This is a genomic window from Vreelandella venusta (genome assembly GCF_007989605.1).
Classification (GTDB): Bacteria; Pseudomonadota; Gammaproteobacteria; order Pseudomonadales; family Halomonadaceae; genus Vreelandella; species Vreelandella venusta.
In genome coordinates, this window is the sequence record NZ_BJUL01000022.1 from 1 (window position 1) to 13,308 (window position 13,308).

The window sequence follows — 13,308 nt, forward strand, 5'->3', positions numbered from 1 at the left end:
TTTAAAGAGCTGCCGAAGGGCGTTGCCGTTCGATGTGGGGCATATTCTACCCATTTCTATTTGTTCGTCAACACTTTTTTATCTTGTTTAATAGCCATCTAGCAAAAGGATGTTCGACCGCCTAAAAACACAGCTTAACTGCTAGTAAGAGCTTCATCACAGATGGCGACAATCCCTATGTTGGCAACGGTGAAATGGGCAATGGTTTAAACAAATCACCACAGACACGAGATCCGCGCTCCCTTCACACTCGATCAAGGCGTTGCAAAAGTTCTCGGCGACGCGATTCATCAACGAAAGCTTCCTCGATTGCATTACGATTTAGAATGCGAAACACCTCCGCATCCCAGCCAAATGCTTCTGCACAGGCAACATGATTTGTCAGCAACCCACCTCCAAAATAAGCCGGGTCGTCTGAGCTAATTGTTACCTTAAGGTTTTCTTTCAACAACTGGGGAAGAGGATGCTCTCGAAGATCATCAACCACTTTCAAACTAACATTAGAAAGCGGACAAACCGTTAGAACGATCTGACGCTCCCTGAGCCGCTTAACCACTGCATCACTTTCGAGGCAGCGAACGCCATGGTCAATTCGCTGAACATCGAGGAGATCCAGCGCTTCAGCAATATATTCGGCGGGTCCTTCTTCTCCTGCGTGGGCAACACGCACTAAACCAAGCTGTTTTGCTCGCGCAAAGAGCGCCTGGAATTTTGCCGGAGGGTTACCACGCTCTGCACTATCTAAACCAATCGCATCCAGAAACTTCCAGTACGGAGCAGCATTTTCAAGCACGCTGAGCGCTTCTTCAACCGGACGATCGCGCAAAAAGGCCATAATCATGCCAACAGACAGATCAAGTGTTGCCTCTGCTTCTTCTTTGGCGCGAAGCAATCCCGCCATCACAACGTCAAGGGGAATGCCACGTTGGAGATGGGCCTGGGGATCAAAATGCATATCAATGTGCACCACCCCTTCACCACGAGCACGTTGGAAATAGTCCATCGCCAAGTCATAAAAGTCCTGTTCAGTGCGCAGCACGCTCATGCCTTGGTAATAAAGATTTAAGAACCCCTGTAGATCATCAAAATCGTAAGCTGCTTTTGCTTCTTTAACCGTCGCATAAGGAAGCTCAATACCATTTCGCGTGGCAAGCTCAAACATTAACTCAGGCTCTAGTGAACCTTCGATATGCAAATGAAGCTCTACCTTAGGCAGCTGAAGAAGAAATTCATGCATACGAAACTCCTGTCATTAGGAAAAATCATTTCCAGTATTATCAAGAGTATCCGCATTTAGTTTCCCCCCAGCAAGTCGCCAGTGATAGTTAACGCCAGGAAGCAACGACGAGCATTCTACTTGGTGAATAAAAAAGATCGCTGTGCGATCAATGAGCCAATGGTCAAGAGATTTAGCAATATGCATAGCGGTGAATGCATCGACACCGGCAAAGGGTTCGTCTAAAAGCACAACTGAAGGGTCACGCAAGAAAATACGAGCCAATGCCACCCTTCGTGCCTGCCCTCCCGAGAGCTGCTGCCCCATTTCGCCGACTTGGGTCATAAGCTGATTTGGCTGCTGCTTTACCCAATCCTTTAGGGCAACTTGAGAGAGAGCTTCCCACAATTGATCATCGCTTGCCTCAGGGTTTGCAATACGCAGATTCGCTGCTAACGACCCATCAAACAGGTCAACCTGCTGCGTGAGCAAAGCAAAATGCTCGGCACGGCTCTCCGCCGTCACATTAGAAGGCGCATAGCTGGCAACGTAAACCTGTCCCTCTGAAGGCGATACTCTACCCATAATAAGGTTAGCCAACGTTGACTTGCCTGCTCCTGAGACACCTGTCACTACTGCTCGCTCTCCGGCAGGCAAGGCAAATGTAGTGTCAGACAGCACCGAATAGGCTGTATCGGGGTAACGGAAGGAAACATTATTAAACGCCACTGGATGCCCACGAGAAGCATTAGAAAAAGCTAACGACGGCGCCTTAGTCATTATGCTGCTTAGCGCATTTAGTCGCCGAGCAGCACCATAGCTAGCACCGACCTTTAGAAAGGCATTAGGTAGCGTAGTGAATACTTCATTTATACCCAGCACAGCGATAACCGCCATAACTATGATCGGCCCCGCCACTTGGCCAGCCTCTACAATGAAACTACCCAGCCATAACACGCCCACCAACAACATGCCGGTCACCGCTAATACGAACGCGTTGCCAATGGCCGACTTATATGCAAGTTGGCGCTGATTACTTAGCGCTTGATCTTCGTGCTGCTTGATCCGCGCACGGTACCAAGGGTTGGTTTGGTAACTCATTAACTCAGCCGACGCTTGTACTTGATCAAGCACTAAACGGCGTAACTCTTCTTGGTCGTTAACTTGCTGGAAACTATTACTAAACCCCAACCACGCATAACCAAGCGTCACCACAAGCCATAGCCCACTCAATACGACTGCTATCAAACCACCCAGTACTGGCACCCAAAGAGCGATAAAGCCAGAGACAATCAGGATGCTCAACAGCCCAACTAATGGAGGGAAAAGCAATCGCAGATACAGGTTGTCAAGCGTATCAATATCCGACGTTAAGCGACTTAGCCATTCACTCGCGCGGCGGCGCTTAAGGGTTGCTTCATCCAACCTTGTTAAATCGCCAAATACGCGGTAGCGCAAATCAGCGAGCAATGTCAGTACGGTATTGTGGTTATAAAGACGCTCCGCGTAACGCGCCACCGTTCGCAACAGTGCAAAAAAACGAATACCGCCACCAGGAACATAAATATCCAAAGCAACGGGCAACCCTGCTGCCAACGCGATGCCAGCCAACGCGCAGGCGGTAATAAACCAACCAGAAAGCCCTAACAGTGCAAGACCTGCCAGCAGCGTCACCAACGCTAATAGTGCGCCTATAAAAAAGCGCTGACGACGGCGTAGCATGATGAGTAGCCAAGGTTTCATCTCACGATAAAACTGCTTCATACCGTCGCCTCAATAAGCCGACCAGCCTCACAAGTAAAATGGCGATTAGCAACAGCTACCACCGCAGGGTGATGCGTTGCGATTACCAGCGTACGTCCCTCCTCTGCCCAATTTAGCAACGCTTGAATAACAACCTTCTCAGTCGTGGCGTCTAGGCTTGCCGTCGGCTCATCTAACAAAACCAGTTGCGCCTCGCTAAGGTAGACACGCGCCAGCGTCAGACGCTGTGCTTGCCCTCCAGAGAGCCCGACACCACGCTCGCCGACCAGGCTTTCCAGACCATTTGGTAGCTGGGATAACAACTCCCCCAACCCCGCCCGTTGCAATGCTCGCATCATTGACGCTGGATCGGCTTCAGGAGCGGCTAAGCGCAAGTTATCGGCAAGGCTGCCCTGAATAATGCAAGGCGTTTGATCCAGCCACGCGACCTGACCACTGTGACGATAGCGGCACTCACCACTGCTAGGCATCATAAAACCAGCCATTAAGGCTAGGATGGATGATTTACCGCTACCTGATTCACCGGTGATAACAACCACGTCACCACGTCGGATGATGGCGTTCAGGTCGGACAAGACCGTGGCACGCCCCTCATATCCGACACCCGCCCCGCGCAGCTCAATAACGGTATTTTCCGAACGAGGCACTGATGTGGCTGAAGGAACTAGCGACCGTTCATTAAGTATCGTAACGATACTTTCAGCCGCCCCTAATGCTGTTGCACGATCATGATAGTGTTGGGATAACGTTCGCAGGGGCTGAAAAAACTCGGGCGCCAGCAATAAAACGGCTAGCCCGGTGAAGAGAGTTAGAGAAGACGATGGCCCATAGTCGATATAACCAAGTAGACCAAAACCGACGTACATGGCTACAACCGCAATCGCCACGGATGCAAAAAACTCAAGTACTGCTGATGATAAAAACGCGAGGCGTAGCGTGCGCATACTCAATCGTCGATAGTCATCAGTGGCATACCAAACGTCCCTTTGCGCTGACTGGGTACGACCAAACAGCTGGAGAGTCGTCATCCCTCTGACTCGGTCAACAAAATGGGCCGATAAACGCGACACAGCAATGAATTGATCGCGATTCAAACGCTCGGCGCCCATACCTACCAATGCCATAAAAAGCGGGATAAGCGGTGCTGAAAGCAATAAAAAGATGGCCACAAGGTAGTCCAGCCATCCAACAACACAAAAAATAAGTAACGGTAATGCGACGACAATCCTCATCTGAGGATAAAAACGTGCGAAATACCCGTCCAACGCGTCAATATGCTCTACCGCCTGAGTCGCTATTGCACCGCTCTGCTGGCGAGTAAGCCAAACTGGCCCAAGCGTCGCCACTTTATTTAGCAACGCCTCTCGCGCATGCTGGCGAATACGAAGACTTGCCTGTGCACTACTGGCTTCTTGTATTGCTTGAAGGAGTGAGCGAAGTAGCACCACTGCCATCAATCCCAGAAAAAAAATGGTCAGTGACACCGGTGAACGGCCATGAATGACAAGCTGATCAATGCACCACGCAAGCCCTATCACGAGTAAAGCCGTCAATCCCCCTGCAAGCACGCCGCATATTGCGGATAACGTGAGTGTTTTATGCTCACGCCGAGCGAGTGATTTCAACCATGCGCGTGAAGTTAAGGGTATTAGCTGATCAGTTTTAGAAGTAGCCATATAGTTAGTGGCACTCCTCACTTGCTGGTCGCACCTTACCAATAGTAGCGACACTCAAGCCAAAAACAGCCGCAAACACCGTTGCCCACAATAGCGCAAGATGGCCACTAGCTATTTTTTTAGTTTTCAAGAAAAGTCCATGGAGTAGCGCTATATAAGAGGCCAGTCCGATGGTAACAACCGAGAAACTCGCGCGAAACGATACTACGAAGGCGAACTTAACTGGTGATAACACTCGGGGGTCAAGCTCCATCACACTCTCCTAAGACTTGGATAAGTATCCCATTGCTGGGTCACACAAGCTTAGTTAAGCCTTACTGGTGCTGCACTTTAGCAATAGGCATGCGCTCTAGGCACGATGCAGCGACACAGCAACCAAGCCTGATATTCGAATGTGTTGTAATTTGACGTTATAACAAACGTTATACACTACTAATCCTGCTGCAAAACTGTGTCGCATTGACGCAGCTAGGACATCACTACAAGGCTAACCATGTAGCCGGTGTAAGCAATGAACATAGAGAACAACACCCCCCCCTCGATACGATTTATACGCCGTGGGCGACCCCGCCAGGAGAACGCAAAGAAAACCATCATTAGGGTCATAAAAGTCATCACGCTCCAATCACGGATTAGCACCTCGCGCCCCACTTCAATGGGTGTAATGACACCGGCAAGGCCTACCACGGCCAAGCTGTTAAACAGATTAGAACCTACAACATTACCCAGCACCATATCATGCTCTTTGCGCCGCAAAGCGCTAATAGAGGAAGCAAGCTCTGGTAAGGATGTGCCTATTGCTACGACGGTTAAGCCAATAATTAAGTCGCTCACTCCAAAAGCTACCGCTATTTCGACCGCCCCCCACACTAAGATGCGCGAGCTAGCAATCAACAACACCAGCCCAACTAACGTCCACATAAGCGCCTTGCCACGAGACATGGGCTTGCTATCCAGCGCTTCTGACACTTCCCCCACTAGCGGGTCGTCTTGCTGCCCTCGTGAACGAACAATACTAACCCCAATAAACAGTGCCAATGCGCCTAGCAGTAAGACAGCTTCCCCGCGAGAAATCCAACCATCATAAAGCATATACCCCGTCAGAAGCATGACGCCTACCAACAATGGCATCTCCTTGCGGATCACGCCGGAGTGCACCGCCAGAGGGGCTAGCAACGCGACAAAACCTAAAACAAGACCAATATTAGCGATATTTGAACCATAGGCGTTACCTACCGCTAAACCAGGATTTCCTTGCATGGCCGCCAACACTGACACCATCATTTCAGGTGCAGAGGTACCAAAACCAATAACCAGCATGCCAATTAATAGAGGCGACAATCCTAGCCACCTAGAGGTAGCTGCAGCACCATCGATAAATTTCTCGGCGCTCCACACAAGAAGCACCAACCCAAAAACTACCGCCAAAAAAGCGAGCAACATTATTTCATTTCCTTAATAACGTAATGTTAGGCACTATCATTAGGCACCATTGCCGAGGCATCCTTGTCTAACTAGTTAGTGAGGTCAAGTGCTGTTTTGGCAGAACGAAAATAAATATCGATTTGACAGTAGCATCTGCCCACCGTACTAATTTGAATCCCTCAACGTATTGAGAATTTGCTGTTGCCTCATTTTCAGTTTATCAAACGACCTTCGTTGCAGGTGAAATCACCACAGGTCGACCGTCACCCTCCTGAAACACGTGCCCAGCGAAGGCGCTTACGCGCTTGTCATGAGTGTGACTGGGTGTCTGCACTTCCCCCGCTCGGTTCTGGAGAGAAAGCATCCTGTCCACGCTGCTCTCATGTGCTGGTAAAGCGGCATCGCTACCCTGCCCAGAGATGCATGGCGCTAGCGCTTTCATCCTTGATAGCGCTACTTGCAGCAGTGTCATTTCCGTTTGTTAGCTTTAGCATCAGCGGTATTGGTAATCGTATAGAACTGTCTCAGACAGCCACTACGCTGATCGCGTTTCATCAGCCTGTTGTCGCTATCGCTGTTATTATGACCATTGTTGTGCTGCCAGCGATTTATCTAATCGGCGTGATCTGGCTTCAATTTGGTTTACTTCGTGGCCACCCCATGCCATTTAGTCGGGACATCGCTCGTTCGCTAGCGAGGCTTAGCCCATGGATGATGGCGGATGTTTTCATCGTTGGGGCACTGGTGAGTTTGATAAAAATAGCGGGCATGGCACACATAGAGTTAGGCATCTCTTTTTGGGCGTTCAGTGTGTTTGCCATTCTCTTACTGTTAACGACACAATCCATTGATTCAGATTGGATGTGGTTCTCTTTAGCGAAAGAACCCCGCGCGCCAGAAGGCACTCGTACAGGAACGACTGCGGCAAGCCAAGGTGTCACTGGCTGCCCAACTTGCGGCCTAATTAATCGCCTTGACGAGCACGGCACAGGGCGCTGCCTACGCTGCCAAGAAAAGCTTCACCCACGACTACCACACAGTTTACAACGCACCTGGGCACTGCTTTTCGCTGCAGCGGTAATGTATATCCCCGCTAATGTATACCCCATTATGACCACTACAAGCTTAGGGCACTCATCACCCTCAACGATCATCGGTGGAGTTATCCAGCTAATCCAAATGGGCTCCTGGCCGGTGGCCGTGGTTATCTTTGTGGCAAGTGTTATTGTGCCCGTTGGTAAACTGGTCGCCTTAATTTGGCTGTGTATGGTCATAAAGCATAGCAACGAACTCAACGCACAAAGCCGAACTCGACTTTATCGGCTAACTGAATTTATAGGCCGATGGTCAATGGTTGACGTATTTGTGGTGTCAATATTAGTAGCTCTGATTCGCGCTGGGTCGTTAATGTCAATCACACCAGGGCCAGCTGCGCTCGCGTTTGCTGCCGTCGTTGTGCTCACAATGTTAGCAGCCATGACGTTTGATCCGCGCCTAATTTGGGACACTCCGCCCCCTCGCTCTACACGCCGTAACTCGGCCACCAAGGAAACTGTTGATGGCTAACGATTCAACACCAAAGAACGCCGAAACAAGCGAAAACAACGACTTACATCGTGCGAAGTCATCACCGCAAACACGCCTCTCTCCGATTTGGATTGTGCCAATCGTTGCTTTGGTGATTGGGCTGTGGCTTGCCTACGACAACTACGCCAGCCGAGGCACGCTCGTTACCCTCACTATGGACAGCGCGGAAGGTATCGAAGCGGGCAGCACGCTCATTCGCAGCCGCAATGTTGAAATAGGCAGAGTCCAAAACGTTCGCCTATCTGATGACCTTTCCCACGCCGTCATGACCGCCCGCATCCAACCAGAAGCGGAAGCGATGCTTAGGGAAGATAGCCGATTCTGGGTGGTAAAGCCGCGCATCGGCCGTGAGGGCATTAGCGGGCTGGGTACGGTATTGTCGGGTGCCTATATTCAGCTAGAGGCCGGACAGTCCGATGAACCTGAACGCGAGTTTACGGTAAGTGATACACCACCGGTTGCGCCAGCTGGGCAGGCTGGTTTGCAAATCAGCTTAGTCAGTCAACTGGGTAACTCACTGCGGATAGGCGACCCTGTTTCTTACCAGGGCTATACCGTAGGACGAGTCGAAGACACTCGGTTTGATGCAGAGTCTCGCACCATGCACCACCAAGTATTTATTGAAGAACCCTACGGCCAGTTGGTAACGGATAGCACTCGATTTTGGACATCGAGCGGTGTTGATTTCCAACTAGATGCCGATGGTGTACGTGTCAACGTGGAGTCCCTTGAAGCATTACTGGGAGGCGGCGTTACGTTTGGCGTGCCAGAAGACTTACCAATGGGGCAACCCGTAGAACCCAATGCACGCTTTAATCTCTATGCGGATGAAAACACTGCCCGGGAAGGCACCTTCAATCAGTACTTAGAGTACGTGTTATTGGTTGATGATACCGTTCGCGGGTTATCGAAAGGCGCACCCGTCGAATTTCGCGGGGTAAGAATCGGTACGGTTGCATCAGTACCCTGGAATTTTACTGCTCCACAGCCAGACTCACGTTCTCAGTTTGCCATCCCGGTGCTGATCAGAATCGAGCCTCAGCGGTTGGGCATTGAGAATGCCGACATCGATATAGAAGAGTGGGACTCGCGCTTTAAGCGCCTCTTCGGCCTAGGGCTACGTGCATCACTCAAAAATGGCAGCCTATTAACCGGTGCACTTTTCGTTGACCTTAATTTTCAACGCGATTTAGCTGATGAATATGTCGCTGAAACGTTCTCGGAGCGGACGGTATTCCCTACCATCGCTGGCGGCTTTGCACAGATCCAAGCGCAGTTAACCAGCCTGCTTGAGAAATTAAACGCGCTTGAAGTCGAACCATTACTTGCAGGTTTAGACCGCAACTTACAAGCATCTGAAAGTATGCTCAACGAAATACGTCAGGTAAGCACCTCCATCAACCAGCTACTGAATGACCCCGAGACCCAGGCAGTCGGCGGAAACATAAATGCGACCCTTGAGGAGCTGCGTGACACTTTGCAAGGTGTATCACCGTCATCTCCAGCCTACCAGGAATTAACCACGGCTATTCAACGACTGGATCGCTTAATGCGCGACTTACAGCCACTTACTCGCACATTAAATGAGAATCCAAGAGCGCTCTTATTCGACAACCTGGATACTCAAGATCCCGTGCCTCGCGCACCACGCCAATAAGGAGCTTACTATGCGCTATAAGGCAGCCCACTATTTATCACTATTGAGCCTTTGCATACTGCTTAGCGCTTGCGCCAGCAGTGTCACGCCACCCTCTCGTTACATGCTACCAAGCGAAAATGCAGTGAGCTCGCCAAACCAACCGACTGGCACACTGCAGGTGCGATCGCCACGTTTAGCACACTATTTAGATGTGGATGGTATCGTCATGCAGCTTGATGACATCACCCTGAAAGAAGCCCGCGAACACCAATGGGCTGAAAGTATTGGGCGCCAACTAGAACGAGCATTGCGTGCCCAACTCTCCAAAGAGCTAGCGTCCATTCAGGTCGTGCATGCTGATGGCAATGCACCTGAAGCGCTCACATTGCTACTGGAAGTTGATCAATTTCAGGGGCGGCACGACGGGCTGGCGGTCACCAGCGGCCAATGGCAGTTACGCGATGCAGATAACAACCTACTTGCGCTAAAAAGTTTTTCTGCAGAGACCGAGCTTCAACAGGATGGCTACCCCGCTCTCGTTCGCTCACTCGGCGAAAGCTGGGATAAGGTGGCCCTGCAAATCGCCAACGAGATCCGCAAAGGAAAATACTTTTAGATGTAATATCGGTTAGGCATCCAACCTGTATGTGAAACGCTGAAATGAAGTATCCATGATATACTCTAAGCGTCATCTTTCAGCATTACCACGTCACCCCCGATTCAAGGCAATGTCTCATTCACCGCCTTAATCGGCAAAAAAATGACCATCGCGGCAGCGTGCTTTATCTGGCAAACTTCGCTGCCGCGAAGGTGTACCATCCTCGCTTTTTGAACATTACGCTCAGTAACGGCGACGCTAAACGGCGTCACTTACTAAGCGATTGCGGAGAACGCATGAGCTTTTCTGAACTTGGTCTGCACGACGATTTACTACGCGCGGTTACCGCGCAGGGCTATACGCAGCCTACCCCTATTCAACAAAAAGCTATCCCCGTTGTACTTGAAGGTCGTGACATGCTCGCCAGTGCACAAACTGGTACAGGCAAAACTGCTGGCTTTACATTGCCCATGTTACAGCGGCTAGCGAATGGCAAGCGCCCCGGCAAACGCCAAGTACGCGCGCTGGTGCTCACGCCTACGCGCGAGCTTGCTGCCCAGGTAGGCGAAAGCGTAACCGCTTACGGCAAGCACCTCTCTTTACGCTCGCATATTATTTTCGGCGGCGTTGGCCAACAGCCACAAGTTGATGCACTCAAAGCGGGGCTTGATGTGCTAGTTGCCACGCCAGGCCGGCTGCTAGATTTACATCAGCAAGGCCATGTCGATCTATCAGCCGTCGAAATCCTGGTGCTCGATGAAGCTGATCGTATGCTCGACATGGGATTCATCCATGACATTAAGCGTCTGTTGCGTTTAGTGCCGAAACAGCGTCAAAACCTACTATTCTCGGCAACATTCTCCAACGAAATACAGTTACTGGCACAACAGTTACTCAACAACCCGGCGTTAATAGAAGTTGCACCTCGCAACACGACCGCTGAAAAGATTGAGCAAACCATTTACCGAGTAGATCGTGATAAAAAACGCGAGTTGTTAGCCCACCTAATCCAGCAGCATGGGTGGTTTCAGGTACTCGTTTTCACGCGCACTAAACATGGTGCAAACCGCTTAGCAGAGCAGCTTTCTAAGCAAGACATTCCCGCTATGGCCATCCATGGCAATAAGAGCCAAGGGGCTAGAACACGTGCACTAGGCGCTTTTAAAAGTGGTGACTTGCAGGTCCTTGTCGCCACCGATATTGCCGCGCGTGGGTTAGATATTAACGAACTTCCTCATGTCGTTAATTTCGACTTACCCAATGTGGCAGAGGATTATGTTCACCGTATTGGGCGCACCGGCCGAGCGGGCAGCAATGGAGAAGCTGTTTCACTCGTATGTGTCGACGAACACGGCTTGCTGAGTGGAATTGAGCGCCTAATTAAGCAAAATCTGCCTAAACGCATCGAACCCGGTTTTGAACCTGACCCCAACGCCAAGCCCGAGCCGATTGAAAATGGCCGCCGTGGTCAGAAGCAGCCCCGCGCCAAGCGCAAGCCAGAAGGGCAAGCGAATACAGGCGGTGAACGTCGGCGTCGCGCCCGTCGCTAGCCCTTTGCTTAGGAATATGCGAAGGTTATCGCTTCGTGTATTCCGCTGGCACAGCTTAACTTATTCATGGAGTGATTATGGCGTCGTCTCAACTTATTAACGATTACCGCCAGTGGCTTACCTTTCAACGTCAGGAGCAACTAAGCCGCGAGCACCAGGGTATTTCACAACGGCTAGAAGATGCCCGAGCATCGGCTGGGCAAGTGCTGCAGGCCTATCGCAGCATGGCTGAAAAAGCCTCCACGGAGGGCGCCTGTTATCGCACGCTTTTCTTGCGCGAGCGCAACAATAACGAATCGCTTCCCTGCGAGGGATGGTTATTTGTACGACGGGTACTTAGCGAAGAGAGCAGCACGCGAGTACGGGTAACGTTACTTGAAACCTTTACGTTAGAAGACGGCATCATTACGCCGGGCGAAAAACCTGCACGTAAATTAACTCTCGAAATCTATGACAAGCTGAATGTTGATAAGGGGATGCGTACCGAGGTGCGCGTAGACTGCTTAGATACGCAACAAGATTATCATTTCATCACCCTGCTTGATGCGGTACGCGGCGACTTACGCCCCCACCTAAAGTAAAATTAACATGGCTTCTCGTCGCACATACACTTTTATTGTGCTGATGTTCGTAGTAGGGCTTAATTTACGCCCTGCTATGTCATCGGTTGCGCCCCTGCTTTCCCGGCTGCAAGAAACTGCTGGTTTAAGCCCTGCTTCAGCAGGCATTTTAACCACGTTACCGGTGCTTTTTTTAGGTTTGTTAGCCCCACTTGCCCCACTCTTGGCTAAGCAGTTAGGCAGTGAACGGGCCCTGAGCAGCGCACTGCTTTTACTAACCTGCGGATTAATCTTAAGAGGCTTACCAGTCCCCGGGGCACTTTTTATTGGCTCAGCAATGGCAGGCGGCGCGATTGGCCTTAGCGGCACCCTTCTGCCAGCACTTGTTAAACGCGAACTGCCCCACAGCGCCGATCTTCTGACTGGCTTATACACCATGGCGTTATGTTTCGGCGGTGCTTTAGGCGCAGGTCTTAGTGTTCCTCTGATGCGATGGCTAGGCAGCTGGCAGTTGAGTCTTATGAGCTGGTCGCTGTTGGCATTAGTAGCACTGGCACTATGGATGACCAACATGCCAGCGGCTCAGCACAAGCACACCCCACGCAGTCTAAAAACCTCTTCTTCGCTTGCCCAACTAATGCGTAAACCACTTACGTGGCATGTCATGCTGTTTATGGGCATCCAGTCTTCCATGGCTTACATTGTGTTTGGTTGGCTGCCCACCTTATTAGTCTATAGAGGTTATGATGAAGCTGCGGCCGGCTGGACAATGGCCATCTCAATCATGTGTCAGCTGTTTTCAGCGCTGGGCGCACCTTGGCTAGCCCGCTTAACCTACGATCAACGCCCTGCCTTACTGCTAGTCCTTTTTAGCACCGCACTAGGGCTTTGGATGTTGCTTATTGCGCCATTAGCCTGGAAGTGGCCCGGCGCGGTACTTCTGGGCATTGGACAAGGCGGCAGCTTTAGCTTAGCGCTCAGTCTGCTGGTGTTACGAACGGCTAACTCGCGTCTTGCGGGGCAGCTTTCTGGCTTAGTACAGGGTGGCGGCTACACACTGGCAGCACTAGGCCCCTTTGGGGTTGGTCTGATGCTGCAAGCTGGAGCAGAGCTAGCCCACATAGCATGGTTGCTTATACTGCTGATTATTATTTGTTGCGGGTTCGCGCTATTGGCTGGGCGTAACCGCCAACTAGACGATAAGAGCGGTGAGCTGTTAGTACATCGCGGCTAGCAGTCATACCTGGCAATACCTGCCTCAGTTTGCCGAACCTGCTTCAATATCATACTGAG

At 50.9% G+C, this 13,308-nt stretch carries 11 protein-coding genes; 6 read left to right on the forward strand and 5 right to left on the reverse strand.

Annotation, left to right across the window (positions count from 1 at the left end):
• Positions 1–244: 244 nt before the first annotated feature.
• The 5 genes from HVE01_RS17320 to HVE01_RS17340 all read right to left on the reverse strand — a co-directional run bounded on the left by HVE01_RS17320 (position 245) and on the right by HVE01_RS17340 (position 6,099).
• Positions 245–1,237, reverse strand: coding sequence for an adenosine deaminase (locus tag HVE01_RS17320; RefSeq protein WP_146945200.1), 993 nt, complete (start codon positions 1,235–1,237; stop codon positions 245–247).
• 15 nt (positions 1,238–1,252) lie between these two features.
• A complete protein-coding gene (gene cydC / locus HVE01_RS17325) occupies positions 1,253–2,980 on the reverse strand; it encodes a thiol reductant ABC exporter subunit CydC (RefSeq protein WP_146945201.1) in 1,728 nt (575 codons plus the stop codon).
• Positions 2,977–4,656, reverse strand: coding sequence for a thiol reductant ABC exporter subunit CydD (gene cydD, locus HVE01_RS17330; RefSeq protein WP_146945202.1), 1,680 nt, complete (start codon positions 4,654–4,656; stop codon positions 2,977–2,979). Before cydD ends, cydC begins: the two co-directional genes overlap by 4 nt.
• A 4-nt stretch (positions 4,657–4,660) precedes the next feature.
• On the reverse strand, positions 4,661–4,909 hold the full coding sequence (locus HVE01_RS17335) for a cytochrome ubiquinol oxidase subunit I (protein ID WP_125747548.1): 249 nt from the start codon (positions 4,907–4,909) through the stop codon (positions 4,661–4,663).
• A gap of 215 nt (positions 4,910–5,124) precedes the next feature.
• Positions 5,125–6,099: a calcium/sodium antiporter gene (locus HVE01_RS17340; protein ID WP_125747546.1), complete on the reverse strand. Its 975-nt coding sequence runs from the start codon at positions 6,097–6,099 to the stop codon at positions 5,125–5,127.
• Between the two features lie 201 nt (positions 6,100–6,300).
• Between HVE01_RS17340 and HVE01_RS17345 the strand changes: the two genes are divergently transcribed.
• The 6 genes from HVE01_RS17345 (at position 6,301) to HVE01_RS17370 (ending at position 13,249) form a co-directional block, all read left to right on the forward strand.
• Positions 6,301–7,647 carry a PqiA/YebS family transporter subunit gene (locus HVE01_RS17345; protein WP_422822494.1) on the forward strand — a complete coding sequence of 449 codons (1,347 nt, stop codon included), beginning with the start codon at positions 6,301–6,303 and terminating at the stop codon, positions 7,645–7,647.
• The gene (gene pqiB / locus HVE01_RS17350; protein WP_146945204.1) at positions 7,640–9,325 is read left to right on the forward strand and encodes an intermembrane transport protein PqiB; all 1,686 of its coding nucleotides are present in this window, start codon (positions 7,640–7,642) and stop codon (positions 9,323–9,325) included. Before HVE01_RS17345 ends, pqiB begins: the two co-directional genes overlap by 8 nt.
• 10 nt (positions 9,326–9,335) lie before the next feature.
• The gene (locus HVE01_RS17355; RefSeq protein WP_125747540.1) at positions 9,336–9,923 is read left to right on the forward strand and encodes a PqiC family protein; all 588 of its coding nucleotides are present in this window, start codon (positions 9,336–9,338) and stop codon (positions 9,921–9,923) included.
• Positions 9,924–10,201: 278 nt separating this feature from the next.
• Positions 10,202–11,455 carry a DEAD/DEAH box helicase gene (locus HVE01_RS17360; protein WP_125747538.1) on the forward strand — a complete coding sequence of 418 codons (1,254 nt, stop codon included), beginning with the start codon at positions 10,202–10,204 and terminating at the stop codon, positions 11,453–11,455.
• A gap of 77 nt (positions 11,456–11,532) precedes the next feature.
• Positions 11,533–12,036, forward strand: a complete 504-nt coding sequence (locus tag HVE01_RS17365) for a hypothetical protein (protein ID WP_125747536.1) — start codon at positions 11,533–11,535, stop codon at positions 12,034–12,036.
• A 7-nt stretch (positions 12,037–12,043) separates the two neighbouring features.
• Entirely contained in the window at positions 12,044–13,249 is a 1,206-nt protein-coding gene (locus HVE01_RS17370) for an MFS transporter (RefSeq protein WP_146945205.1), read from the forward strand.
• Positions 13,250–13,308 lie beyond the last annotated feature (59 nt).